A 26,028-nucleotide genomic window follows, 5' to 3' on the forward strand; every position below is an offset into this window, starting at 1 on the left:
TTCCATCGAACTAGCGAAAAGTGATGAACCTGCCCGGACTCACCATCTAATTACAGCCGTGTAACTCCGCTAGAGTCAAGCGGGGAGGTCATTCTAAGAAGAGTTCTCAGGAAACTCCCGGCACAACACGCCGTCAAAAGACGCACATGAGGTGGGCGAGTCCCGTCTTGGCTGAATTCTCGGTGAATTCTCAGTAATTAAATTTAAGGACATCCAATGAGCAATAGCCTACAATCACGAACATTTGTCGAGAATCTTCTCGCGCCGCGGCGCAGTTCAGCCTCCCCATGGCTCACCTGGTACTCCGTCAGCGGGGAACGCATCGAGCTGTCCGGACGGGTATTTGACAATTGGGTCGCGAAAAGCGCCAATCTCTTGGGCGAGGTTTTCGACCTCGATGAAGACTCGATCGTGGTGCTCGATTTGCCGGCGCATTGGAAGTCCCTGGTCGTGGCCCTGGCCGCGCTGCACCATGGCGCCACGCTGGTCGATGCTGGGCATGATGATGCACAGCAGGCATCGGTGTGGGTGACAGCCCAACCGGATGATGAGCGCATCCCCAGCAGCTCTGAAATCCTTGCCGTGAACCCGGCAGCTCTCGCGCTGTCCTTCGGCTCGGATCTCGGCCCTGTCGCAGAAGACTTCAATGCCTCCGTGCGTACCTACGGGGATCAGTTCTATCCCTCGCCAGTAACTGGTGATGCCTCAGCCATCGCAACCAATGGTGACACCCCGGTCAGCCTTGCTGCGTTATTCGATACCGAAGCTAAGGCGCAAGGAACAATTCTAGTGCGTGCTCAGCAACCCGTGCTCTCCTTGCTGCCCTTCGCCATTGGCCAGTGGGCAGCGGGTGACGGAATTGTGCTAGTAGAAGACGGGATGGAAGTGACCCAGCGCCTGCGCGACGGCGAACGCATTAACTTCGACTACCAACCAGCGGATTAGCGAGCCACCGTCGGTACCGTGCCGGTATCGGCCTGGCCAGCGGAGTGCGCTGCGTCAGCGCCGGTATCGGCCTTGTGATTGCCCAGAACTTCGTGGTCGTGGGCGAATTCTTCCTCCGCATCCATCGCGCTGCCGAAGACCCAGAAACGGTAGGCGAAGAAACGGAAGATGGTGCCGAGCACCAAGCCGACTACCGAACCGGCAATGAACACCGAGGTGGGATCGGTCAAGCCCAGCCAGTATTTGGTGACCCATACGCAGGCCGCGGCAATGCCCAAGCCGATGGCATTCATGATGATGAACATCACGAGCTCGCGCACCACATTGGCCTGGCGGCGGTGGCGGAAGGTCCAGTAGCGGTTGGCCACCCAAGAGAACATCGTCGCGACGACGCCAGCAATGATTTTCGCTTTAACCTGGGAATCGCTCATGGAACCGTGCAGGAGCCAGACGTAGATCCCCGAGTCGATGATGAACGCAACGCCACCGACGACGCCGAACTTCGCCACCTCGCGCCACAGCAACGAGATGAGTCCGGCTATTTTGAGTTTGATGCGCTCGAGCAATTGTCCTCCAGGGAATATTGTTCCCGTCTGGCTAGCAGTAACAAGGCGCGCTAAGCACTACGAGAAGCGCGCGATCTTGCTATTTTATCGGCACTTTCTGGAAATTGACCGAATTGTGAGAGTAATCAGACAACGCGCATGCGATTCTCAACGTCGCTTTCGATACCCTTGTAATCGTGAGCTTTCCAAAAATTGGTGTGATTGGTGGCGGGCAGCTAGCCCGAATGATGGCCCCCGAGGCCCTGAACCTAGGTTTCGAACTGCATGTTCTTGCCGAAGGTCCTGATGTTTCAGCTGCGCGAAGCGTTCCCGACGCTCCTGTAGGCGACTACAAAGACCTCGAAACCCTGCGTGAATTCGCCAAGGGCAAGGACGTTGTCACCTTTGACCACGAGCACGTGCCCAACGAATTCTTGACCACCCTGATCAATGAGGGCGTCAACATCCAGCCCCGTCCGGCTGCGCTGATCCATGCCCAGGACAAGCTGGTCATGCGCGAGGCCATCGAACGCCTCGGACTTCCGAACCCTGCGTGGGCCAAGGTTGACGATGTCGATGCCCTGATCGCTTTCGGTGAGCAGACCGGCTGGCCCATTGTGCTCAAGACCCCGCGCGGCGGCTACGACGGCAAGGGCGTGCGCATGCTGGACAATGCCCAAGACGCCAAGGATTCCGCCGACTGGTTCGCCCATGGCCCGCTGCTGGCCGAGGACAAGGTCGAGTTCTCCCGCGAACTTTCCGCGTTGGTAGCCCGCACCCCTTCAGGCGAGGCCAAGGCTTGGCCCGTGGTCCACACCATCCAGGTTGATGGAGTCTGCGATGAAGTGATCGCGCCTGCCCAGGATATTGACGAAGCCACCGCGGCCACCGCAGCCGATGCGGCCTTGCGCATCGCCGAAGAATTCGGCGTCACCGGAGTCATGGCCGCAGAGCTCTTTGAAACCCCGGGTTCAGGAGCCGGTTTCGTGATCAACGAATTGGCCATGCGCCCGCACAACACCGGCCACTGGACCATGAACGGTTCGGTCACCAGCCAATTCGAGCAGCACCTGCGTGCGGTTCTGGATCTGCCGCTGGGCGAAACCCGCGAGCTGGGCGTGACTGTGATGAAGAACTACCTCGGCGGCGCCAACCAGGACCTCTACTCGGCTTTCCAAGCCGCCTTGGCCGCAGCGCCAGAAGTCAAAGTCCATGCCTACGGCAAGTCCGTGCGCCCGGGCCGCAAGATCGGCCACGTCAACGTTGTGGCTAACGCCGGGCAAAGCGTAGATGAACTTCGTTCGCAGGCCAATAAGGTTGCCGCGCTCATCCGCGACGGCATCGAAGCCGCCGTCTAGACTTTATTTTGATCAAGAGCCGCTGCCGCGTACCGGGCAGCGGCTCTTACTAGAACACCGCAAGGAAATATCTCATGTCTGAAGCACCACTGGTCGGCCTCGTAATGGGTTCTGATTCCGATTGGCCGGTCATGCGCCTGGCCGCACAAGCACTGGCCGAATTCGGAATCCCTTTTGAAGCGGACGTCGTTTCGGCGCACCGCATGCCAGAAGAAATGATCGATTACGGCAAGAATGCCCACGAACGCGGACTGCGCACAATCATCGCCGGCGCAGGCGGTGCAGCGCATCTTCCGGGCATGCTTGCAGCTGTTACACCGCTGCCGGTGATCGGAGTTCCAGTTCCACTGGCTAAACTAGATGGAATGGACTCCCTGCTCTCCATCGTCCAGATGCCTGCAGGAGTCCCCGTAGCAACTGTTTCCATTGGCGGAGCACGCAATGCCGGCCTGCTGGCTGTGCGCATGCTCGCAGCGGGAACCGATGAGCTAGCCGAATCGTTACAGGTAAAGTTGCTTCAGTTTGCAGATTCACTGCGCGAGCAAGCCCATGCCAAAGGTTCGGCTTTGCGCGCTGAAGTTGCCAACGAGAATTTCGCTTCCTAGGGAAAGTCCAAAAGTACATGGGTTCTGCCAGTCACCGCGCACCAAGTCCGTTGCGCCAGCCGGAGACCATCAGCTCTCCGCAGCGCAGCAAGCGGGCTCTGATCCTGGTCCTGCTGACCATCTTCTTCCCCGGCGGCGCTCAGCTGGTCGCGGGAAATCGCAAGCTTGGACGGATCGCAGTGTCCATCACCATGGCCTGCTGGCTGGCTATTCTTGCGCTGGTTGCCCTGTACTTCATTGATCGTTCGATCATTCTCGGCTGGGTTGCCCACCCGAACTTCCAGCTGTTCTTGATCATCGTGCTCGGCACGCTGGCCCTGGGCTGGCTGATCATGTTCATCAACACCTTGGTGATTATCCGGCCTAAGCTGCTGGCCCCTGGCATGCGTGCGATCGTTACCATTTTCACCCTGGCAGCCGTGGTGGCCACCAGCGGTGTCTTCATCTACGGCGCCTCGCTGCTGAATACCGGACGCGAAACCATTGTGGCCGTATTCGATGAAGGACCCGCCTTCGAGCCAGTCGACGGGCGCTACAACATCGCAGTGTTCGGTGCCGACTCCGGTGCCAACCGCGAAGGCGTCCGCACCGACGTTGCGGCTCTGCTTTCTGTTGATGCCAAAACCGGCAAGAGCCTGCTGATCTCGGTGCCGCGCAACTTCCAGAGCGCACGCTTCGCCCCGGGCTCGCCCATGGAGAAGATCTGGCCCGAAGGCTACAACTGCGGCGACGAATGCATCTTCAACGCCATCTACCGCAATGCCGAAACCGAGCACGCCGATGCGTTCCCCGAGTCCGTGAAGAACGTCGGCGCGCAAGCTGCCATGGACGCGCTGGAAGGCACCACAGGGCTACCTGTCCAGGGCTACGTCATGATCAACATGGCCGGGTTCGAGCAGTTTGTCGACGCATTGGGCGGGGTCACCATCGACTCCGGCGGATGGGTTCCCTACAACGGGAAATACCACGAAAACAGCACCGTGCGCACGCACTGGTTCGCACCGGGCACCCACGAATTCACCGGCAAGCAGGCATTGTGGTTTGCTCGCTCACGCGACTTCACCGATGACTACCACCGCATCAAGCGCCAGCAGTGCTTGCAGCAGGGAATCATCAAGCAGTTCAAGCCGCAAACGATCCTGAGCAATTTCACTTCGATCATGTCCGCCGGTGAACAGCTGGTTGAAACCGACATTCCAGCAGGTCAGCTCGGTTCCTTCGTATCCCTGGCCGAGAAGGTCTCCAAGGAGCCAATGGCCCGCTTGACCCTCGGTGCGCCGGACTTCGAACGCAGCTTCTCCACCTACCCCGACTTCGACAAGCTGCAAGAGCGTATCCAGACGTTGATCGCAAAGCAGAACGAGCCGGAGAAGAAGAAGGAAAAGAAGAAGGACAATCCTGAAAAGAGCGAGGACACCTCCAAGTCCTCGGCTCCGGAAGAAACAACCCAGGCTTCCGAAGAAGCGCCGGAAACCACTGACGTGAACAATGCTCCGAAGCTGTCGAAAGAGGACAGCCCGGAAATCACCCAGCCAGATGGCAGCCCGATCACCGAAGAGTACCTGGTGCAATTGGAAATGGCCGGCTACCGCACGTTGATTTCAGAGATCGCGGCCAATAACGACGAATGCTCGGTTCCGTAAACGGTTAAGACCCCCCGACCGCCATGCGACCCAACTACCGCTCCTGAAAGGCTATGGTCAAAAGACGTGTTCGAGTTGAAAAACGCGATTAGGGACTACCACTGGGGATCTGCTTCGCAGATTTCCGATCTGCTCGATCTGCCCGCGGAAACCACCCCGCAGGCCGAGATGTGGCTCGGTGCCCATCCCGGGTGCCCGAGCCGGATCTCCGATAGCGGGACAGCGCTCAATGATTTCATCGCCGAGGATCCAGAGCACATACTGGGTTCAGCAGTCGCCCAGCGCTACGGACGTCTGCCCTACCTGTTCAAGGTGCTCTCGGCGACCCAGCCGCTGTCGATCCAGACTCACCCCACGCTGAAGCAGGCCCAAGAGCGTTTCGCCCAGGAAAACGCGGACGGCAAGCCGTTGGATGCTGCTGACCGCAACTACCGCGATGACAACCACAAGCCGGAGATGCTCTTTGCCCTGACCGACTTCGTGGCGCTATCGGGCTTCCGCCAACCAGCGCAGATTGTTGAAGACCTGCAGATCCTGGCCGCGCAGCTGCCGGACTCGGCGCATGCCCCGATAGGCCAGCTGCTCGACCTGCTGCAGGGCACCGATCCGCTGGCCCGGACTTTCAAGCATGTGCTGACCGCGGGGGACGAAATTTCCCAGCTGGTAGCGCAGATCAGCGAAGCAGTGGCAGGCAGCCCCGAATTGCACGGCAATGCCCATTTCGCCGAGCTAGCCTCGATCAACAAGATCTATCCTGGCGATCCGGGGGTCTTGGTCGCACTGCTGCTGAATTTGATCTTCCTGGAGCCTGGCCAGGCCATCAGCCTGGGCGCCGGCAACGTCCACGCCTACCTGCGCGGTTTGGGAATCGAGGTCATGGCCAATTCGGATAATGTGCTGCGTGGAGGCCTGACCAGCAAGCATATCGATGTTCCCGAACTGCTGGACGTCACCATTGCCGCCCCCTCCCCTGCCCCGATCCTGGAGCCGGTGGCCCTTGATACCCATGACCGCTTGTACAAGCCCGACTTCGAAGAGTTCCAGCTGCAGGTACTCGATCCCATAGAGCCGGGCCTTGCCGCTGATCTGCAGCTGCACGGTGCCGCTGTGCTGCTGTGCACCGCCGGTGAGTTCCTGGTAGCCACGCGTGAAGGCGAACGCAGCATCAGCCGCGGGCAGTCGTTGTTCCTCACCGCGGCCGAACTGCCAGCCACCGCCATCTTGCAGGGCACCGTTCCGGGCCAGCTCTTCGCAGCCAGCGCCCAGATCGACTAGCTGCACTGCACTGAGGCCCTTCGTGGCACTATAGGGGCCAAACGCAAAACTGCGAGCCATGGACTTGAATCAAGTCCATGGCTCGCAGTTTTGCAATCAGATGCGGATTAGCGGGTGTAGGCTTCCCACTTATCCTGGTGGTGCTCACCCTCGACGAAGCGGATGGTGCCGGACTTGGCACGCATGACGATCGACTGGGTGTGGATGCGGTTGTCCTTGTAGCGGACACCGCGCAGCAGGTCGCCATCGGTGATGCCGGTCGCTGCGAAGTAGCAGTTATCCGAGGTCACCAAGTCGTTCGTGGTCAGCACGCGGCCCAATTCGTGGCCGGCGTCGATGGCCTTCTGCTTCTCGTCGTCATCAGTTGGCCACAGGCGGCCCTGGATCACGCCGCCCAGCGCCTTGATAGCGCAGGCGGTCACGATGCCTTCAGGGGTGCCGCCGACACCCATCAGCGCGTCAACGCCGGTGCCTTCGCGGGTTGCGGCGATGGCGCCGGCAACGTCACCGTCCATAATCAGCTTGGTGCGGGCACCAGCCGCGCGGATCTCCTCGATCAGGCCAGCGTGGCGTGGGCGGTCCAGGATGGTCACAGTCACCTGGCTGACCTTCTTGCCCTTGGCCTTGGCGATCAGATGCAGGTTCTGCTTCACTGGCAGGCGGAGGTCAACGAGCTCGGCTGCCTCTGGCCCGGTGACCAGCTTCTCCATGTAGAACACGGCGGAGGGGTCGAACATCGAACCGCGGTCGGCTACGGCCAACACGGACAGGGCGTTGTTCAGGCCCAGCGCGGTCAGACGGGTTCCGTCAATCGGGTCGACTGCGACGTCGCATTCGGCGCCGGTGCCGCTGCCAACCTGTTCTCCGTTGAACAGCATTGGAGCTTCGTCTTTTTCACCTTCGCCAATCACGACAACGCCGTTGAAGTTCACGGTGGACAGCAAGCCGCGCATGGCGTCGACTGCGGCACCGTCTGCGGCATTCTTGTCACCGAATCCGACCCACGGCGAGGAAGCGATGGCTGCCGCTTCGGTTGCACGCACCAGCTCCAGTGCTAGGTTGCGGTCCGGCTCCGCGTCGGAAACCGACAGTCGCGGAGAAAGGTGGGCATAATTGTTCTTTTCGGTCACGAAAGATCCCATCACTGAGTCGTAGTCATTGCGCCTATGCAAACAAGGACATTCTATCCTCTAGAGTTTTCGCTTTACAGTTCGTGTCGGGAGTGCCTGCTCATAGTTCGACGTGCGTTTGGGCACTCTGGTTCGAATTCCACAGAATCTTCGGGGAGAATAGAAGGCGTGCAACCTGAGAAGAACACCGAGAACAGCGTCCCGGCTACCGGCAACACGGCCAACGGTACCCAGACGCCTGCTGCGTCCCCTCGAAGCCTCGACGATCCGAATGCCACCTTCGAGGATCTGCCGTACAAGCCGCAGCTCACCGAGAAGCAGGCCAAGCGCGCGAACCAGACCTTCAAGGGCATGGTGCTGTCCATCGGCTTCACGGTTGCCATACTCATTCCGGTGCTCATGCTCAACCCGCCGCCCAAGGACGACGCGTTTGAAAGCGACGTCAACCTGCAGGCCACCGCGGAACAGACGGAACAGATTTCTGGCTTTGAGATCTTCGCCCCGGAACTGGGCGAGAAGGAATACGCGAACTTCGCTCGCTGGCAGGCTAACACTGCACAGGGTGTTCCCTATTGGGAATGCGGCCTCGTCTTCGAAGACAAGAACTTCGTGTGGGTTCGCCAGGCTGCTGACGCCAACCCGACATGGATTGCCCTGATCACCGATGCGGCGACGCCAACCGAAACTCGCACCATCGGCGGAGCGCAGTGGGAAGTGCGCATCAAGGACCAGAGCACGTACCTGATCTCCGAGTTCAAGGACTCCACCGTCGTACTTTCCAGTGACACCTCGGCCGAACAGCTGAACAGTGTTGCCGAACAGGTCGCTAGCGAGCTGGATTAAGTCACGTTCACGGGAAAAGCCAGTCATATATTCGATATTCGAACAGCATCCCGTAGAATCTGAGTCATGCTCTCTGAATCAACACAACCGACCCTGACGCCTAAAGAGGCTTGGGAAAAGCTCAGCGCCGGCAATTTCCGTTTCGTCAACGAAGATACCCAGCACCCCAACCAGGACAGTGCTCGGCGGCAGAAGTTGATCTCCGGCCAGGAACCTTTCGCTGTCATCTTCGGCTGCTCTGATTCCCGCCTTGCGGCAGAGATCATTTTCGATGTGGGTTTGGGCGACATGTTCGTGGTGCGTACCGCAGGCCATGTCCTGGATCCAGCAAGCCTCGGTTCATTGGAATTCGCCGTTGACGCCCTGAACGTGCCGTTGATCGTCATCCTCGGGCATAACTCCTGCGGTGCGATTACCAGCGCCATCCAAGCCAAGGAAACTGGCAACATGCCCAAGGGCTTCGTTCGCGACCTGGTCGAGCACATCACCCCTTCAGTCCATGCCGCCGAACGCAAGGGCATCACCGACGTGAACGGCACCGTTGTCGAGCACGTCAAGCAGACCACCGACCGTCTCGTCGACCTGTCCAGCATCATCGCGCTGGCCATCGAAGAGGGCCGCACCGCGGTCGCCGGCGTTGCCTACCACCTGCACGATGGCCGTGCCCAGCTGGTCTCCAGCCTGGGCCTCGACTAGAAGCTCCAAGCTTCAGGAAAAGCCTTGTAAAACGGCTTTTATTCCCAAATCGGTGAAGCGTCACTGTTGGTTGTGATGTTTACGTCAGAGACCTGTCATTCGATGACGGTTCGGGCGTACTCTGGGCTCATGACTAACAGTGACGATTTCCGTATCGAACATGACACCATGGGCGAAGTCCGAGTTCCGGCTCAGGCCCTGTACCGCGCGCAAACCCAGCGTGCCGTCGATAATTTCCCGATCTCGGGCAAGACCTTGGAATCCTCGCATATCAAGGCCCTGGCCCAGGTCAAGAAGGCCGCCGCACGAGCCAACCTGGCGCTCGGCGTTCTCGACGAAGAACGCGCTGAGGCCATTGTGGCCGCAGCCGATCAGGTCGCTACCGGGCAGTACGACGAGCACTTCCCCATCGACGTATTCCAGACCGGTTCCGGAACCAGCTCGAATATGAACACCAACGAAGTTCTCGCCGAATTGGCCACCCGTGCCTTGAAGGCCCGGGACAGCGGCACCGAGATCCACCCGAACGACCACGTGAACGCCTCGCAATCTTCCAACGACGTCTTCCCGACGTCCGTGCATGTTGCCGCCACCGGAGCTCTGCTCAATGACCTGGTCCCGGCCCTCGGAACCTTGGCTTCCTCGCTGGAGGCGAAGTCCGCCGAGTTCAAGGATGTGGTCAAATCCGGCCGCACCCACCTGATGGATGCCACCCCAGTCACCCTTGGCCAGGAATTTGGCGGCTACGCAGCACAGGTACGCTACGGCATTGAACGCATCGAAGCGGCCCTGCCACGCGTTGCCGAAGTTCCCCTGGGCGGCACCGCGGTAGGCACCGGCATCAACACCCCAGACGGCTTCCCGCAGCAGGTCATCGAGTTCCTGCGCGAAGACACCGGCCTGCCCATCACCGAGGCGCGCAACCATTTCGAAGCACAGGCCAACCGCGACGGACTGGTCGAGGCCTCCGCAGCTTTGCGCACCATCGCTATCTCGCTGATCAAGATCGCCAATGACCTGCGGTGGATGGGCTCCGGCCCCAACACCGGCTTGGGAGAAATTGCGATCCCTGATCTGCAGCCAGGATCCTCCATCATGCCCGGCAAGGTCAACCCGGTCATTTCGGAGGCAACCATCCAGGTAGCAGCCCAGGTCATCGGCAACGACACCGCCATCGCTTGGGCCGGAACCAACGGCGCCTTCGAGCTGAACGTGGGCATCCCGGTCATGGCCTCCAACCTGCTCGAATCCATTCGCCTGCTGTCCAGCACCTCAACGGTGATGGCCGAAAAGATGATCGACGGCATCAAGGCCAATGTGGAACGCGCGCGCTTCCTGGCCGAGGCTTCCCCATCGATTGTCACCCCGCTGAATAAGCTGATCGGCTATGAAAACGCAGCCAAGATCGCCAAGAAGGCAGTCGCCGAGGGGCTGACCGTACGCGAAGCAACCATCGCTTTGGGCTTCGTTGAACGCGGTGAAGTCACTGAGGAACAGCTCGACCAGCTTCTGGATGTTTCCACCATGGTGGGCAAGCACTAATTCCCTGCTGCTCCACCCCTGCTGCTACCGCGGCTCGATGCTCGGCATCGGGTCGCGGTAGCGTACTTTAACCCGGGAAAACAGACTCCTACTTATCGGTAACATCTGCTAGCCTCCACCTATGACCCGCACCACATCTCGCACTTTTAAACGTCTTGGCCTCTGGATTTCCGGCACGCTCGTCGTCCTCTTGGCCGCATTCTTCGCTTTTGCTCCCGGCATCGTGGAAAACACCCGCAATAAGATCGAGGCCACGGGTCTGCCAGCGGTCGGCGACGACGCCGCGGAACTGCATTCGCGCTTGCAGATTGCCGATATGCATGCCGACACCTTGATGTGGGACCGTTCGCTGCTCAAGCGCTCGGACCGCGGCCATGTCGACCTGCCGCGCATGGAAGAAGGCAATGTCGCCCTGCAGGTCTTCTCCTCGGTATCCAAGTCGCCCGTCGGCCAGAATTACGACTCCAATAGCGCCGAATCGGATAACATCACGCTGCTGGGCATTGTCCAGCTGCAACCGCCTCAGACCTGGTTCTCGCTCCTGGAGCGTTCGCGCTACCAGGCCAAGAAGCTGCGCGACGACGCCGCCGACTCGCAAGGCACCCTGCGCACCATCACCACCACCGCCGAGCTCGACCAACTGTTCAAGGACCGCAAGAGCGGCCAGCAGGTCACCGGAGGCCTCTTCTCGGTAGAGGGCCTGCATAATCTTGAGGGCGACGTCAGGAACGTGGATGTCCTGTTCAACGATGGCATGCGCATGGCCGGGTTCACGCACTTCTTCGACAACTCGGTGGCCGGCTCCAAACACGGGGTCGAGAAATCAGGGCTCACCGACCTTGGCCGTGCTGCACTCAAGCGCATGGAAGAGCTGGGGGTCATCGTCGACCTGGCGCATTCCAGCGACGCGGCTTTCAATGAAGTCCTCTCCCTGGCTACTGAACCCGTGGTATTCAGCCACGGCGGTGTCCAAGCCACCTGCGATGTGAACCGGAACCTCACTGACGATCAGATCCAGGCCATAGCCGAGACCGGCGGCGTTATCGGAATTGGCTACTGGGACGCTGCGGTCTGCACCCTGGATGTGGATTCGGTGGTGGATGCGATGGAGCACGTCATCAAAGTCGCAGGAATCGAACACGTCGGTTTGGGCAGCGACTTCGACGGTGCAACTACCGTCGCATGGGATGCCAGCCAGATTGCTATCATCACCCAGGAACTGATGAATCGCGGCTATTCGGATACGGAAATCGCGGCCATCATGGGCGGAAATACGTTGCGCGTATTCCGCGAGGTGCTTCCAGCGAACTAGCTCAGTTCAATCCAATAGCGTCGCAGGTCCTCAGTGGAGCCGAAGCGGGGCCCGATTTCGGCAACCGGAGTGACGCGTTCGAGGACTCCGCCGCAAGCTTCGATGGTTCGCGCCGAAGCAGTATTGGAGTCGTTGCAGGTAAGCAGGACCCGCGGCAGGCCAAGGCTGCGGGCTTGTTCCAGGGATCCGGCGAGCGCGGTTCTGGCCAGGCGATTGCCACGGGCGTCCGGGCGTATGCCGTAGCCGATGTGCCCGCCGACTTCGCGAAGGAAATCATTGCCCAGCTCGTGACGCAAGCTGACCGCGCCCAAGTACTCATCGTCGTGCGCTAGCCACAGGGTGCTTTGCGCAACGAAGCCTTCCGGTGGCGTGAAGTGCGGCTTTTCCAGATCCTTGAGCAGCTGGACCCACTGCGCGAAGTCTTCTGCGTTGCGCAGATCCCAACCGTATTTGGCAGTGTAGAAGACCGAGGCCCCGTCCTGCTCCGCCCCCGCCCATTCGGTTGTGCTCCGCATGAAGGAAGCATGCAGTGCGGCAGAAGGTTCAATCAGTCCAATCCCGGTCATGGAGCAAGTCTAAGCTCATGCCGGCGGCATTCACGCATGCCACAGCGGATTTGAAGGCAGAAAACGTCAACTGGCGAAATAGCCACCGGGCCGAGGGTCCAGTGCCCATTGCAGCGCCCGTTCGTGCAGCGGCGGGAGTTCTGGCCGGTCAGCCAGTTCGAAGTACCCCACTTCCAAATTCTCGTCATCGTTGACCTTCGCCGTGCCGGAAAGGTGCCGAGCCTTGAAAACTACATCCAGGTACTGCGCGTGATCCCCATTGGGATACACCGTGGGAGCTGTCACCCCGACCCCCAACAGGTCCGTGATTTCGCATTCGACGCCGGTTTCTTCCAGCACTTCGCGGTGTGCTGTATGCGAAGGCTCTTCGCCTGGATCAATAATTCCTGCCGGCAGGGTCCATTTGCCATTGTCAGCACGTCGCACCAACAGCACCCGGCTGTCGTGGAGGACAACTATTTTCACCCCGGAGAGCCATAGCAGTTCATGACCGATGCGTTCTCGAAGATGGGTTACGAATTCTGGAGTTGCCATGATTTCATCGTGCCATAAGCAGCACTGCTAAAGACCCAATGAGCATGAAGGGACCGAAAGGGACCGCTGATTTCAGCGTCAATTTCCGCACCGCCACGCCCCCGATAACCCAGCCGGTGGCCAGCAGGAAGGCAAGCAAGGTCGCGAAGAACAAACTGGGCAAGGAATAGTATCCGAGATTCATCCCCAGCACGCCGGCCAGCTTCACATCGCCCATGCCCATTGCCCCAGCGGAAATCAGCGCGAGGAGCAGATAGCCTCCGCCAAGCAGCAGCAACCCCAAAAGGCTCATCAGCAGCCCATGCCCATCAGAACGGAAGATCCCCAGCAGCGCGATCACCACGATGCTGGCTGCCAACCAGTAGGCCAGTAGCCGGTTGGGCAAACGATGCCTCGCCATGTCTTCCTTGGACAGGAGGAACCCGAAACCAAGAAAGCAGGCCAGCTGGAGGAGAACCAGTGCTGCGGTGGTCGGGCTTTCCTGTGCCACGTTCCAAATTTCTGACATGCATAGAGCATAGGCATCTCATTGGATCTTCGGCAGAGGGGTCTTCCTCTTGTGAATAATTCAGCCGCTTCTACAATTGGAGTATGGACGTTCCAGCAGTTCCAGTTCTTTTCCCCGGGCACTCCGCCCCTGAGTCGGCGGCCCGTCGTCGTTTCCGTGCCTTGGCCCGGTCCGCCCCATGGCTGAGCACCTCCTTGCAGTTCCAGGTCCAGGTCCCGGAGCATTACGCCCAACCGGGCGAAGGCCTGGAAGGCCAGCTGACCGCCATCCTCCGCCAGCGAGAAGCCATAGCCGTGCGCTCGGCCGAGGGGCAACTGGTGTACCAAAAGGAGAAGTTCACCGCAGACCGGAGCCGAGGCTACGTCGCAGCCACTAATACCTCATGGAAGCTGCCGGCCTCGCTGACCTCCCCGGTTTATACCTCAGACCACCTGATCTTGCGCCGTCCACAAATTTCTGGCTTCAATGGGTTGCTGCCCTTGGAGCATTGGGAACCAATGCTCGATCCGGTGGAACTTGCCGGCACCGAGCCTGCCGCCCATGATCTCGCTTTCGACCACCCCACCTACATTCACGAGCTCGCAGAGATCACCCATGGCAACCGGCCTGCTCTAGCCGCCGTTCTCACTGCGGGACACAACTACCAGCCCGCACTGGCCAACTGTCCTCTCGTTCCCGCCGGGACACGAACCCTCGTGGTACTGGATCTGGCAACAGGCGTCTGCCTGAACCGCCGGGTGCTCTCCGCCCACGCCGGGATGCCTGTGGCCCCGGAGCTGTCACTTCAGGTCCTGGCCCAGAACGAGTACTACATCGATTCCTTGTTCACCGCCCCAGCTCCCACGCTTACCGACGTGCGGGCGCCGATTCCGTGGGAGCTGCGCAGCGAGCGCCAATCCTAGGACAAGGTGGGCGAATCGAGCAGGTTGGTGACTAGCGCGGCGATAGCAGAGCGCTCGGAACGGGTCAGGGTCACATGCCCGAAGAGGGCATGTCCCTTGAGCTGTTCCACGACCGCGGCGACGCCGTCGTAGCGGCCTACATGCAAGTTATCGCGCTGAGCCACGTCATGGGTGAGCACCACCTTGGAATTCTGCCCGATGCGCGATAGCACCGTGAGCAGAACATTGCGTTCCAGCGACTGGGCTTCATCAACAATGACGAAGGAATCATGCAGCGAACGCCCGCGGATGTGGGTCAGCGGCAGGACTTCAAGCATCCCGCGTTCGACGACTTCATCAATGGCATTCTTCGACACGATCGAGCCGAGGGTATCGAAGACCGCTTGGGCCCAAGGTCCCATCTTTTCGCCCTCGGAGCCCGGCAGGTAGCCTAGTTCCTGGCCGCCCACGGCATAGAGCGGACGGAACACGGTGATCTTGCGGTGTTCCCTGCGTTCAAGCACTGCTTCCATTCCGGCGCACAGGGCCAACGCCGATTTACCGGTTCCGGCGTTGCCGCCCAGGGAGACGATGCCCACGGATGGATCCATCAGCAGATCCAAGGCGATGCGCTGCTCTGCACTGCGTCCATGCAATCCGAAGGCCTGCTGGTCGCCGCGCACCAGCTTCAAGGTGTTCGCATCAACCTTGCGGCCCAGGGCGCTTCCGCGCGGGGATGTGATGACGAATCCGGTGTTGATCGGTTCATCGGCGACCGCAGGGTGGTTCAGAAGCTGTTCATGTTCGTAGAGCTTGGCCATGGTCTCTTCGCCCAGTTCCAGCTGCTGTATGCCGGTCCACCCGGTCGAGGCGATCAGCTCATTGCGGTACACCTCGGCATGGATGCCCATGGCAGAGGCCTTGATGCGCATCGGCAGGTCCTTGGTGACCAGCGCAACGTCGAGGCCAGCATCCAGCAGGTGCTTGGCGACAGCCAGGATGCGTGAATCGTTATCGCCTGAGCGCATGCCTACCGGCAGGACTTCCGGGGCGATGTTGTTCAGTTCAATGCGCAGTGTTCCACCAGTTTTGGACACGGGCACCGCTTGGGCTAATCCCCCATGGCTGGCAATCAGCTCGTCAAGCACACGCAAGGCATGGCGTGCGAAGAAGCCCAGATCAGGATCCTTGCGCTTATGTTCCAGCTCGGTGACGACAGTCAGCGGGATCACGACATGGTGCTCATCGAAGTGGAACATGGCTTTCGGGTCAGAAAGCAAGACCGAAGTATCAATGACGTAGGTTCGTACACCCTGTTCGGCTGTTCGTGTCATGGCAGCGCACCCATTCTCGAATCCGGCGTGGGGACTCTCCCCACGCGTAAGTGGGGAATCCCGACACCGGATGTCCAAGGCGATTCCGGCAATTGCTCCGGCTGGCGCTGCATTTGGTCATCTAGTGAGGAACCCTTCGATCAGCTGGGTCTTGTTGCCCCGGCCTTATGATCACCATAGACCTTGAAGCGCTACCGGGGGACTACGTTCAGGTAACGATTAGCTGAACAGCTGAGCCGGGTGCACGATTCGGGGCTCAGGTGCCGAAGCGGCGCTGGCGATCAGCGAAGTCGCGCAACGCACGCAGGAAATCCACGCGGCGGAAATCCGGCCACAATGCCTCGCAGAAGTAGAACTCCGAGTAGGCGCTTTGCCAGGTCAAGAAGCCGGAGAGACGCTGTTCCCCGCTGGTGCGGATCACCAAATCCGGGTCTGGCTGGCCCTTGGTGTACAGTGCCGATTCGATGTCTTCAGTGGACAGTCCGGCGGCAAGTTCCTCGACCGTGCGTCCATCCTCGGCGGCCTTGCAAAGCAGTGACTTGAAAGCATCAAGGATTTCACGGCGTCCGCCGTAGCCGATGGCCACATTCACATGAACGCCGGTGCGGTTGGCCGTAACGGTTTCCAGCGCGGCAAGCTTCTGCGCCAGGTCTTCAGGCAGCAGGTCCTTGGCTCCCACCTGCTGGACCTTGACCCGGTTGGTCTCTCCCAGACGGTCCAGGGTCGTGCCGATAACTTCCAAGAGGTCGCGCAACTCGCTGGCTTCTCGATTGAGGTTGTCGGTGGAGAGCATGTACAAGGTAACCATCTGGATGTTCAGGTCCTCGCACCAATCGAGGAACTCCAGGATCTTGTCCGCACCGGCCTGGTGGCCTGCCATGGTCGGGGTGCCGGCCAGCTTGGCCCACCGGCGGTTGCCATCGACCATCACGCCAATATGGTGCGGAAGCTTGTCGGCAGGGAGGGACTTCGCCAAGCGCCGTTCGTAGTAACGGTACGCAAGGTTCGGAAGCTGCACCTTGTCCCTGCCTTTCGATAGATTCCAAAAACTCTAGGTTCTAAATCTACCGCTATTTATCGCCCAGCATGGGTATCTGCCCGCTTCACCGCGTCCACGATGGACACATTCTCCCGGGCTCAGGCACCCTTTCCGGAAGCGAACAGCGAGAACAATCCGTCCATCCCGGCTACAGGCATCTGGCAAAGCTCTTCGCGGCAAGGCTGGATCTGGACGGTCTGGGCCGCACCAGGTAGCGACGGATCGTGGCGCACATTCAATCCGAGGCTCAACGCCACCGAACGCACGCGCTTGGCTTCTGCCGAATCCCACTGCGACAGCGCAAGATACTGGACCGGGCTGGAAACTATGCACTGCACTTCCAAGGCGGTCGCTACCTGTGTTGGCGCGTCGCTGGCCAAAGCCAGGGCGTGGGCAGAAAGTACGCGGGCGCTTTCCAAGTCCGCCGCATCTGCTTCGGTGTAGTCTCCCGCCGCCATGGACTGCAGGGCATGCATCGCCAGCGCCTTGGCGTAGAGCGCACCCGAGGCCGGCAACGCATCATCAAGCACCGTGACGGCAGCAATGTTGCTGCGCTGGGCTGCGATGCGCGCATCGGCTTGGACCGCGTCACGCGGCACCCCGGTTTCCGGGTCTACGAAGTCGGCAGCGCGTCCCAGTAAGCGACTGGCACGCTCAGCCCACTGCTTGTGCCCGCTGGCTTGGCCCAACGCCAAGAATCCCAGGGCCAGGGCGGCATAGTCCTGCAAGGTGCCTTCATTGCCGTGCTCAGCACGATTGGCGAAGCTCACGCGAGCCAGCCGTCCGGCATTCTCATCCCACTGCATCGTCCACACCGAGGTTGCTGCCTTCTCGGCGAGCGCCAAGGCTTCTGGCTGGTCCAGGAGCAGCGCGGCTTCAGACAAGGCTTCGATGGCCAGCCCGTTCCAACCGGCGATCACCTTCTCATCGCGGACCGGCATAATTCGCGAGCGGCGCAGCGTGCGCATTGCATCCCGCAGTTCATGGAGAACACCGATTTCGTTCGTTTCAGGAACCCTCAACAGCGAGAAGCAGAAGTTCTGCGGGTCCTCGGCCACCGGCGCGAAACGCAACAACCCCTTGGGCAGCCGCTGAATCAAAGGGTCGGTGACCAGTGCGATTTCCTCGCGGCTAAAGGTGTAGTACGCGCCCTCGATCTGCTGGCCATCACGGGATGAATCGGCATCCAGGGAAGCCGCGAAGGCTGGAGCGTCCGAAGATGCGGTGAGCAGTTCCTCGCTGAGGAAGTCGATAATGCCTTGGGCGCTGCGCTGGGCGAGCCAGGCGAGATTCTGCGCGCGCTGGGCTATCTCCCCTTCGGACTTGCGGGCGAATTCTGCCGCCAGGACACTGGTGCGAGCCGCCAGTGAAAGCAGGCCGGCATTGTCGTAGAGCATCTTTTCGAAGTGCGGGACCGACCAGTTCTCATCAACGCAGTAACGGGCGAAACCACCATCAACATGATCCTGCAGGCCGCCAAGGAACATCGCTTCGAGATGGATGGCCGCTGCGGCGAAGGCCTCGGCAGCGCAGTCCGGGGTGGTGACCACTGCACGCCACAGTGTCTTCAGAGCCCAGGTCGGCGGGAATTTAGGCGCCGGGGTGAAGCCGCCTTCTGGTTTGGTGGCGGCAACCCATCGATCAAGTGCTGCGCCGAAGGCCTGCTCTGCTGGTTGCTGCGACTGCAGCGACAACAGCGAGCTCTGGCGGCTTCCGAGTTCGGCCAAATGCGTGGCGAGCATCTGGGCCTGCTCTTCCAGCGAAGCGCGCTTGGTTTCCCAGGCCTCGTGGACGGCGTTGAGCACTTGGCGGAAGCTTGGGGTCTTGCCACGGGGCGTCTTCGGATAGTACGTGCCGGCATGCGCGGTACGCCCGTCAGGAAGGGCGAAAATCGTCATCGGCCAACCACCGGCACCGGTGAGCGCCTGGGTAGCCAGCATGTAGGTGTCGTCCACGAGCGGATGCTCTTCGCGGTCCACCTTGATAGCTACGAAGTTTTCGTTCAGCAGCGCCGCGATTTCAGGATCGTCGAAAGACTCGTGGCTCATCACGTGGCACCAATGGCAGGCAGCGTAGCCGATGGAAAGCATGACCGGTACGTCGCGTAACCGGGCCTGTTCGAAGGCTTCGTCCCCATAGGGGAACCAGTCGACAAGTTGGTGCGAATGCTGTCTGAGGTATTGGCTGGATGAGCCAGCGAGTCGTTGAGCCACGCAATCATGCTATCGCGCAGCTCACAAAGCGCCTACTGCTGTTCGTCGGTCTTCGGGTCGTGCGGCTCTTCGGATTCCTGAAGCTTGCGCTCTTCGCCCTTGGCCACCATTTCCTGCTGCTTTGCCTCGGCTTCCGAGGTGTAGCGCACGCGGCGCACTCGACGGACCATGTCGCGAATCAGGAAGATCACGGCAACCACCAAGGCTGCGGTGAAAATGAACCCAAGGAATCCTGGACCGTATTCGCTGCTGGTCTCCGTACCGACACCGAGGGTCGAGGAAGTCAGAGCCAGGGATTCGAAGATCGTATTCACGATGTAAAGACAACTCTTTTCTAGTACTGGAAAGCGCTTAGTACTATCTTAGTCCGGCAAACAGGTCGGTCTCGGGCAACTCGGTAGCTACCTTGGAGGAAATCAGCGTGTAGTCTTCCCACGGCCAGTGCTCCGCGTAGACGTGTTCCGGTACGGCGAAGAAGAAACCTTCCGGGTCGATCTGGGTTCTGTGGGCCAGCAACGCCTGATCGCGCTGCGAGAAGAAATCCGCGCAGTTGATCTGGGTGGTCGTGGTGTGTGGGGAAACCCACTTGAACATCTGGTTTTCCTCGTCCGCTTCCCACAGCGCAACGCGCTCGGTGTAGGGGGACTCGTAACCTGCTTCCAGCATCGCGTAGTGCAAGGTGCGGAAACGATCCGGTGCGAAAGCACGGTCGTAGTACAACTTGCTCACCGACCACGGCGCACCCAGTTCCGGGTACATCTGCGGATTAGCCGCGTGCTCAAAGGCAAAGGTTGAAACCTTATGGCAGTGGATGTGGTCCGGGTGGGGGTATCCGCCGTTTTCGTCATAGGTCGTGATGACGTGGGGACGGAATTCACGGATCAGCTTGATGATGCCGGCAGCAGCGATTTCTACTGGCTGCAAGGCGAAGGCGCCAAAGGGCAGCTCCGGCAGCGGATCCCCTTCCGGCAAGCCGGAGTCCACATAGCCCAGCCAGCGGTGCTTGACGCCCAGCACTGCGGCGGCCTCGGCCATCTCGGTACGCCGGACGCCCGCCAGGTCGCGGTGCGCATGGGCGAGTTCGCCGGCGGCGGCGTTGAGGATATCCCCGCGCTCACCGCCGGTGCAGGAAACGACCATCACTTCGGCGCCAGCATCAACATAGGCAGCCATCGTTGCAGCACCCTTTGAAGATTCGTCGTCCGGGTGCGCGTGAATAGCCATGAGCCGCAGACCCTGCGAAGGAGCAATTTTCTTCACGTCGTGAATCTCCACTTATCTTCTTTCCTTATGCCACGTTTTTGGACGGCCCGAAGCTTCGAATCTGTCCGTCATCCATAACAACTCACAGCCGACCACCGGTTATTCCCCCATGCTGAAAGACGGTAAACTTGAGTAAGGAACCAACGTACGGCATTCCCAGTTCAAATGCCGCCAGGCAAGAGAGTGGTGCAAGGCAAATAATGTCTGATCCAAGCTTAACGGCTCGCTACAACAACCCCAAGAAACGCAGTCTTCCCAGGAAAACGCGTAACTGGCTAATTGCTGCCGCGCTCTCCGTCGGCGTTGCGGGGGCCGCCTATGTCGGCTTCAACAACTACAGCGCCATCAGCGCGCAGGACATCGAGTTCGAGGTCATTTCCGCAACGAAGGCCAAGGCCATTGTCGCAGTCGAATACAACACCAAGCACCGCGTGCAGTGCGATATTCGTGCGATGAACGAATCCAAGGCCATCGTCGGATACGACACCATTTTGCTTGATCCTGGAGAAGCTACCGGGCACATCACCCAACGCCTGGAGATTGACCTGCACACCGACAACCTGGCGACCACCGCTGGCGTGGAGTCCTGCTACGAGGTTCCGCAGGAATACAAGGGTTAATATTTCAGCTTCTTCATCCCCTAATAGCTGAATCTATTGGGCTTAAATCGTTTTGGCGACTACTATCGTTGAAAAGATACGTTTCGCCCCGCATCGGCGCATGGTTCTAGCTGAGTACTAGGACATGAGCCTGGCGGGGTCTTTGCTTGCATCGCCCATAACGTGTGAGCCCTCAGATCCGTACCGAATCCGACTTCGTCGACGCCACCGTTTCGGTGGCTTTCGGCTTTAGGACCACTTATCGGTCCCAAGGCCAAGCGAAGTCCTAACTGACCAAAGGAAGTACAACGTGAGCACCAACAGCAACGAACCTGTCGTTTGGCTGACTCAGGAAGCCTACGATCGGCTCCAGGACGAACTGACTTTCCTCTCAGGCCCGGGACGTGCCGAGATCGTTGCCCGTATCGAGCAGGCACGTTCGGAAGGTGACCTGAAGGAGAACGGCGGTTACCACGCCGCCCGTGAAGAGCAGGGCAAGGCCGAAGCGCGCATCCTCTACCTGAAGGATCTGCTGCGCCGCGCCGATGTAGGCGATGCTCCTGCCGATGACGGTGTTGTTGAGCCAGGCATGCTGGTTGTCGCCAATATCGCTGGCGACGAGACCACCTTCCTGTTCGGCTCCCGCGAAGTTGCCGGCGACACCGACCTCAAGGTCTACTCCGAGCAGTCCCCTATTGGCGTTGCCGTGCACGGCGCAAAGGTCGGCGACAAGCTGTCGTACTTGGCTCCAAACGGCCGCGACATCAAGGTTGAGATCATCTCTGCAAAGCCTTACCAGTCCTAGCAACTAGGCTGCTATGCAAAGTCCGAAGGCCGCCAACCCATCTGGGTTGGCGGCCTTCGGACTTTGCTGCTTATGCGCTAGGCGACTGAACCGCCGGCAGTATTGGTGATCTGCGGGTCGAAGCCTTCGGCGCGCAGGTTATTGAGCACCGTCTTGGAATGCTCATGGCCCTTGGTTTCCAGGTCGATGGTGATCGCGACATCGCCCATGGACAGCGAACCACCGATACGGGTGTGGTCCAGACGGGTGACATTCGCATCCGATTCGGCGATGATGTTGGAGATCTGCGCGAGCGAGCCGGGGCGGTCTGGAAGCATCATGCGTATGGTCAAGAAGCGGCCGGCCGCTGACAGGCCACGCTGGATCACCTTGAGCATCAGCAGCGGATCGATGTTGCCGCCAGAAAGGATTACCGCGGTGGTTGCCGGATTGATCCCGTGCGCTTCCAGCTTGTTCTCCAGCAGTGCCGCGACGCCCACCGCACCGGCTGGTTCCACCACGAGCTTGTTGCGCTCCAGGAGCACCACCAGAGCTCGTGCGAGCGTATCTTCCGATACCGTCACCACGTCATCAACTAATTCCTTGATGATCGCGAAAGGCAGCTGCCCTGGCTTGCCTACAGCGATGCCGTCGGCAATGGTGTGCACGTTATCCAGCGGAACCAACGCGTCAGCGGCCAGGGATGGCGGGTAGGCCGCGGCGTTCTCCGCCTGGACACCCACCACCTTGATCTCGCGGCCCAGTTCGCGGGCCTTGGCCTTCAGCGCGATGGCGACGCCGGCCAGCAGTCCACCGCCGCCAACACCCATCAGCACGGTGTCCACCTCAGGAAGCTGTTCGAGCAGTTCCAAGCCGATGGTGCCTTGGCCGGCAATGATGTCCGGGTGGTCGAAAGGATGCACGAAGACTGCCCCGGACTCGTCGGCAAAACGCTGCGCCTCGGCCAGCGCTTCATCCACGGTGTCACCGAAAAGCACGACTTCTGCACCATGATCACGCGTCGCGGTCAGTTTCGGCAAGGCGACGCCCCGGGGCATGTAGATGCGCGCCTTGATTCCGAGGTGGCTGGCGGCCTGGGCAACGCCCTGCGCGTGGTTGCCTGCCGACGCGGCGACCACGCCTCGGGCCTTCTCGTCGTCGCTGAGCTTGGACATGCGTACATAGGCACCGCGGACCTTGAAGGATCCGGCGCGCTGCATGTTCTCGCATTTGAGGAAAACTTCGGCGCCAACATGCTGGGACAAAACACGGGAATGCTCCACCGGGGTGCGGGCAATAACCGGTTTGAGTACTTCAGCGGCGGCTTCGATATCAGCCAGCGTAACCGGCAAAGTAGGTTCGGTGCTCATGGATTATTCCTCATCTGCTGTGGACTCAGGGTGCCGGGTTTCCGGCGAAGCTGTTGGTGCGGCGGCAGGTCCTGCAGCTGCAGCCGGCGGGTCGGCCTTCGCTGGGTCGCTCGCCTTGGGGCTCTGCGCCACTACTTGGTTTCCGTAGTGCTCAATCACGAATTGGTCGGTTTCCCAGGTTCGGCCCGACAGGTATTTCACGACCGCGTTGACCACCGCCAGCAGCGGTACGGCGAATAGCGCACCCGGAATGCCTGCAAGCATGGTGCCGCCGGCTACTGACAAGACCACTGCCAGTGGGTGCAGGCTCACTGCCTTGCCCATAATCAGTGGCTGCAGGATGTTGGACTCCGCCTGCTGGACCAGCAGCACTACGGCCAGCATGATCAATGCGTTGACCCAGCCATTGGCTACCAACGCGAGCAAAACTGCCAGGGCACCGGTAAACAGTGCACCGACGATCGGGATGAAGGAGCCGATGAAGACCAGGACGCCCAGTGGCATGGCAAGTGGCACGCCCAGGAAGAATGCACCGAATCCGATGCCGATGGCGTCGATCAGCGCAACGATCATCTGGACTCGCACATAGGTGACCAGCGAGGCCCAGCCCCGGGTCAAGGCGCCGTCCATCGCCGGGCGGGCGCGGCGCGGCAAGAGGTTCACCAGGAACAAACCGATCTTGCGCCCGTCAAGCAGCAGGAAAATCAAGGCGAAGACGGCCAGCAATGTGCCTGTCAGGATCTGCCCGATCGCGGAAGTCCAGCTGATTGCTTCACTTAGGATGTTGGTGGCATTGCCGCGAAGCTGGACGAGGGTATCGTCCAGCACCTTCTGCAGGTCGTCGTTGGTCAGCTTGAGCGGGCCATTGAACAGCCAGTCCTGGACCTGCTCGATGCCCGAAAGCGCTTGGGTCCACAGGGCGGTAAAACCGGCCGAAAGTTTTTGCCCTGCTACCGATAGCCCTGCGGTGACCAGCGCAAGGAAGCCGATGAGAGTAATGCCGACGGCCAACCCGCGAGGTACAGCAAGCTTGGAGTTCATCGTATGCACAACCGGTGAGAGCAGCCCTGCTAGCAGCGCTGCGATGAAAACCGGGATGACCAGCAAGGAGACTTTTGACAGCGCCCACACCAGCACGCCCAAGGCTACGACGATGATCAGGAAACGCCAAGCCCACGCTGCTGCCATGCGCATGGCATACGGCATATCCTCGGCGCTTTTGAAATCCGTCAGATCTGGCCTTGGTGTGGCAGGAGTTTCCGCCGGCTGACTCGGAAGTGAAACACGAAAACGGCGTAGACGTTCCAACCGGCTCTTCTTCATGGAACCACGCTATCGCGTTTGCCAGACAGCTTCTTGATCCATGTCTCAATTGTGACAAAAACCAAGGACCAGTGCCCGATATGGGCACTGGTCCTAGAAATCTAATTCAATATGTTTATTTGCCCTTGCCGAGGGTAACCAGATTGCACAGGCTGCCTCTTATTGCTCACGCCAACTTGAAAACACGGCTCATCAGGCGCTTCGCACATGCTATCTCCGGCGGCGCATGACCGCTTCAAGGACCCTCTCCTCAGCTTCTTCACCGGGCTTGATGCCCGCGGGTACCTTGAAGAAGAAAATTGCCCCCAGTGCCCACCAAATGGCGAAGATGGCCCACGGTTCCCAGCTCAGCGAGGCCGGCATGCCGGGCATGTAGAGGCTGAAGAGCGCAGCGGTGAGCAGGACTGAAGTCCAGCCGATGATAGTCCCAGCAATTCCGTTGCCGCCAACGCGCAGCGGCCGATCCATCATGGGTTCGCGCTTGCGCAGCACGAGGAAGGTGACCGAGACCAGGAAGTATGCCACGATGATGCTTGGCGCTCCCGAATCCACGAGCCACCCCAGCATTTCAGCGCCGAAGAATGGGGCCAGCATGGAGATTCCGCCGATGAAGACCAGGGCGTTGGCTGGAGTGCGGTATTTAGGATGCAATGTGCCAAACCAGGAAGGAAGCATGCCGCTTCGGGCCAGCGAGTAGACCAGTCTGGAGGCTCCCAGCAGTAGAGAGTTCCATGAGGTCAAGATGCCGGCGATGCCACCGGCAATCAGCACCTTGGCCATCAGCTCCGAACCGAACATGGCCCCGAAGGCATCCGCCGTTGCAATGTCAGCTCCGGCCAGTTGAGCAGCTGGCATCGCTGACGCTGTGGTCAGGACAACCATGACGTACCAGATGGTGGCCAAGACTACGGAGACGACTACGAGCTTGCCAATTTGCTTGGCCGGAATATTCACTTCTTCCGCGGACTGCGGAATCACGTCGAAACCGATGAACAGGAATGGCACCGCCACCAGCACGGCGAAGAAGCCGCTGGTTCCTGGGGTGAAGAACGGTTCCATGTTCTTGGCTTCGCCGCCGGCAAAGGCTCCCACGATCATCAAGACGCCGATAACCATCAGGAAGAGCACCACGAAGGTCTGCAATACGCCAGCTTGCTTCACGCCGCGGATGTTGATCCAGGTGATCACCACCGCTGAAAGCACGCCTACCAACGCCCAGGTCAGGTTTACTTCAAAACCGGCAACAGTCCACAGGGGGATCTGGCTCATGCCCGGGAAGATGTATTCCACGGTTCGTGGCAAAGCAACCGCCTCGAAAGCCACAATCGTGACATAGCCGCCGGTAATTGCCCACGATCCGATAAAGGAAGGCCGGGCGCCCAGGGCGCGCAGGATGAAGTTATGCTCGCCACCGGCTTTGGGCATGGCCGCGGTCAGTTCGGCATAGGTCAGGCCAACGACGGCCATGATGCCACCGCCAACGAGCATGGCCAGTACCGCCCCCATGGTGCCGGCGTTATCCAGCCACCCACCGGTCAGCACTACCCAGCCGAAGCCGATCATGGCACCGAACCCTAGGGCCAGGGCATCCAAGTTGCCCAGGGATTTCACCAAGCCCGGCGGCTTTCCTGATGTTTGATCGACTCTCATTGCGTTCTTTCTGCCAAATCTGCTGTGAGTTGAGTAACTGAATAGCTACAGGAGAATCTAACCAAAGTTT

The 26,028-nt window shown here is 60.0% G+C and carries 25 protein-coding genes; 12 read left to right on the forward strand and 13 right to left on the reverse strand.

Annotation, left to right across the window (positions count from 1 at the left end):
• Nucleotides 1-216: 216 nt before the first annotated feature.
• Nucleotides 217-945, forward strand: a complete 729-nt coding sequence (locus ACP3TE_RS03400; protein ID WP_146112920.1) for a TIGR03089 family protein — start codon at nt 217-219, stop codon at nt 943-945.
• Here the strand turns inward: ACP3TE_RS03400 and ACP3TE_RS03405 are convergent.
• Nucleotides 942-1,511: a GtrA family protein gene (locus tag ACP3TE_RS03405; protein ID WP_105657466.1), complete on the reverse strand. Its 570-nt coding sequence runs from the start codon at nt 1,509-1,511 to the stop codon at nt 942-944. The two genes, ACP3TE_RS03400 and ACP3TE_RS03405, sit on opposite strands and share 4 nt — an antisense overlap.
• A 176-nt stretch (nt 1,512-1,687) precedes the next feature.
• On the opposite strand from ACP3TE_RS03405, the gene ACP3TE_RS03410 reads away from it, so the two are divergent.
• From ACP3TE_RS03410 to manA, 4 genes are all read left to right on the forward strand, one after another.
• Complete coding sequence (locus ACP3TE_RS03410) at nt 1,688-2,848, forward strand: 5-(carboxyamino)imidazole ribonucleotide synthase (protein ID WP_105661717.1); 1,161 nt, start codon at nt 1,688-1,690, stop codon at nt 2,846-2,848.
• Nucleotides 2,849-2,922: 74 nt separating this feature from the next.
• Entirely contained in the window at nt 2,923-3,453 is a 531-nt protein-coding gene (purE, locus tag ACP3TE_RS03415; RefSeq protein ID WP_388024158.1) for a 5-(carboxyamino)imidazole ribonucleotide mutase, read from the forward strand.
• 17 nt (nt 3,454-3,470) lie between these two features.
• The gene (locus ACP3TE_RS03420) at nt 3,471-5,096 is read left to right on the forward strand and encodes an LCP family protein (protein WP_426735294.1); all 1,626 of its coding nucleotides are present in this window, start codon (nt 3,471-3,473) and stop codon (nt 5,094-5,096) included.
• 66 nt (nt 5,097-5,162) lie between these two features.
• Nucleotides 5,163-6,371 carry a mannose-6-phosphate isomerase, class I gene (manA, locus tag ACP3TE_RS03425; protein WP_400342562.1) on the forward strand — a complete coding sequence of 403 codons (1,209 nt, stop codon included), beginning with the start codon at nt 5,163-5,165 and terminating at the stop codon, nt 6,369-6,371.
• A gap of 107 nt (nt 6,372-6,478) precedes the next feature.
• Here manA and glpX read toward each other — a convergent pair whose 3' ends face one another.
• The gene (gene glpX, locus ACP3TE_RS03430) at nt 6,479-7,513 is read right to left on the reverse strand and encodes a class II fructose-bisphosphatase (RefSeq protein WP_105657461.1); all 1,035 of its coding nucleotides are present in this window, start codon (nt 7,511-7,513) and stop codon (nt 6,479-6,481) included.
• Nucleotides 7,514-7,669: 156 nt separating this feature from the next.
• On the opposite strand from glpX, the gene ACP3TE_RS03435 reads away from it, so the two are divergent.
• The 4 genes from ACP3TE_RS03435 (at nt 7,670) to ACP3TE_RS03450 (ending at nt 11,894) form a co-directional block, all read left to right on the forward strand.
• Nucleotides 7,670-8,344 (forward strand): DUF4245 domain-containing protein, encoded by a 675-nt coding sequence (locus ACP3TE_RS03435; RefSeq protein WP_400342560.1) that lies wholly within the window; start codon nt 7,670-7,672, stop codon nt 8,342-8,344.
• Nucleotides 8,345-8,410: 66 nt separating this feature from the next.
• On the forward strand, nt 8,411-9,040 hold the full coding sequence (locus tag ACP3TE_RS03440) for a carbonic anhydrase (protein WP_105657459.1): 630 nt from the start codon (nt 8,411-8,413) through the stop codon (nt 9,038-9,040).
• 129 nt (nt 9,041-9,169) lie between these two features.
• On the forward strand, nt 9,170-10,582 hold the full coding sequence (locus ACP3TE_RS03445; protein WP_400342557.1) for a class II fumarate hydratase: 1,413 nt from the start codon (nt 9,170-9,172) through the stop codon (nt 10,580-10,582).
• 121 nt (nt 10,583-10,703) lie between these two features.
• The gene (locus tag ACP3TE_RS03450; RefSeq protein ID WP_426735297.1) at nt 10,704-11,894 is read left to right on the forward strand and encodes a dipeptidase; all 1,191 of its coding nucleotides are present in this window, start codon (nt 10,704-10,706) and stop codon (nt 11,892-11,894) included.
• Here the strand turns inward: ACP3TE_RS03450 and ACP3TE_RS03455 are convergent.
• The 3 genes from ACP3TE_RS03455 to ACP3TE_RS03465 all read right to left on the reverse strand — a co-directional run bounded on the left by ACP3TE_RS03455 (nt 11,891) and on the right by ACP3TE_RS03465 (nt 13,502).
• Nucleotides 11,891-12,409, reverse strand: a complete 519-nt coding sequence (locus ACP3TE_RS03455) for a GNAT family N-acetyltransferase (RefSeq protein ID WP_426735299.1) — start codon at nt 12,407-12,409, stop codon at nt 11,891-11,893. The two genes, ACP3TE_RS03450 and ACP3TE_RS03455, sit on opposite strands and share 4 nt — an antisense overlap.
• 117 nt (nt 12,410-12,526) lie before the next feature.
• On the reverse strand, nt 12,527-12,994 hold the full coding sequence (locus tag ACP3TE_RS03460) for an NUDIX hydrolase (RefSeq protein ID WP_105657455.1): 468 nt from the start codon (nt 12,992-12,994) through the stop codon (nt 12,527-12,529).
• A 4-nt stretch (nt 12,995-12,998) separates the two neighbouring features.
• On the reverse strand, nt 12,999-13,502 hold the full coding sequence (locus ACP3TE_RS03465) for a prepilin peptidase (RefSeq protein ID WP_426735301.1): 504 nt from the start codon (nt 13,500-13,502) through the stop codon (nt 12,999-13,001).
• Between the two features lie 83 nt (nt 13,503-13,585).
• Here ACP3TE_RS03465 and ACP3TE_RS03470 point away from each other — a divergent pair, with 83 nt between their 5' ends.
• On the forward strand, nt 13,586-14,404 hold the full coding sequence (locus ACP3TE_RS03470) for a hypothetical protein (protein WP_426735303.1): 819 nt from the start codon (nt 13,586-13,588) through the stop codon (nt 14,402-14,404).
• On the opposite strand, the gene ACP3TE_RS03475 is transcribed toward ACP3TE_RS03470, so the two are convergent.
• From ACP3TE_RS03475 to mca, 5 genes are all read right to left on the reverse strand, one after another.
• On the reverse strand, nt 14,401-15,717 hold the full coding sequence (locus ACP3TE_RS03475; protein WP_105657452.1) for a PhoH family protein: 1,317 nt from the start codon (nt 15,715-15,717) through the stop codon (nt 14,401-14,403). The two genes, ACP3TE_RS03470 and ACP3TE_RS03475, sit on opposite strands and share 4 nt — an antisense overlap.
• A gap of 256 nt (nt 15,718-15,973) precedes the next feature.
• Entirely contained in the window at nt 15,974-16,735 is a 762-nt protein-coding gene (locus ACP3TE_RS03480) for an isoprenyl transferase (protein WP_105661709.1), read from the reverse strand.
• A gap of 119 nt (nt 16,736-16,854) precedes the next feature.
• Nucleotides 16,855-18,969, reverse strand: coding sequence for a thioredoxin domain-containing protein (locus tag ACP3TE_RS03485; RefSeq protein WP_426735305.1), 2,115 nt, complete (start codon nt 18,967-18,969; stop codon nt 16,855-16,857).
• Nucleotides 18,970-19,001: 32 nt separating this feature from the next.
• Complete coding sequence (locus ACP3TE_RS03490) at nt 19,002-19,283, reverse strand: hypothetical protein (protein WP_105657449.1); 282 nt, start codon at nt 19,281-19,283, stop codon at nt 19,002-19,004.
• Nucleotides 19,284-19,326: 43 nt separating this feature from the next.
• Nucleotides 19,327-20,193, reverse strand: a complete 867-nt coding sequence (gene mca / locus ACP3TE_RS03495; RefSeq protein ID WP_105657493.1) for a mycothiol conjugate amidase Mca — start codon at nt 20,191-20,193, stop codon at nt 19,327-19,329.
• Nucleotides 20,194-20,432: 239 nt separating this feature from the next.
• Between mca and ACP3TE_RS03500 the strand changes: the two genes are divergently transcribed.
• Nucleotides 20,433-20,852 carry a DUF4307 domain-containing protein gene (locus ACP3TE_RS03500; protein WP_105657448.1) on the forward strand — a complete coding sequence of 140 codons (420 nt, stop codon included), beginning with the start codon at nt 20,433-20,435 and terminating at the stop codon, nt 20,850-20,852.
• A gap of 289 nt (nt 20,853-21,141) precedes the next feature.
• Nucleotides 21,142-21,636, forward strand: coding sequence for a transcription elongation factor GreA (greA, locus tag ACP3TE_RS03505; RefSeq protein ID WP_426735308.1), 495 nt, complete (start codon nt 21,142-21,144; stop codon nt 21,634-21,636).
• Between the two features lie 77 nt (nt 21,637-21,713).
• Here greA and ilvA read toward each other — a convergent pair whose 3' ends face one another.
• The 3 genes from ilvA to ACP3TE_RS03520 form a co-directional block, all read right to left on the reverse strand.
• Nucleotides 21,714-22,985 (reverse strand): threonine ammonia-lyase, encoded by a 1,272-nt coding sequence (gene ilvA, locus ACP3TE_RS03510; protein ID WP_105657446.1) that lies wholly within the window; start codon nt 22,983-22,985, stop codon nt 21,714-21,716.
• A 3-nt stretch (nt 22,986-22,988) separates the two neighbouring features.
• Nucleotides 22,989-24,179 (reverse strand): AI-2E family transporter, encoded by a 1,191-nt coding sequence (locus ACP3TE_RS03515; RefSeq protein WP_426735310.1) that lies wholly within the window; start codon nt 24,177-24,179, stop codon nt 22,989-22,991.
• 339 nt (nt 24,180-24,518) lie between these two features.
• Nucleotides 24,519-25,958, reverse strand: coding sequence for an APC family permease (locus ACP3TE_RS03520; RefSeq protein ID WP_426735311.1), 1,440 nt, complete (start codon nt 25,956-25,958; stop codon nt 24,519-24,521).
• Nucleotides 25,959-26,028 lie beyond the last annotated feature (70 nt).

The organism is Glutamicibacter sp. 2E12 (assembly GCF_050030965.1).
GTDB lineage: Bacteria > Actinomycetota > Actinomycetes > Actinomycetales > Micrococcaceae > Glutamicibacter.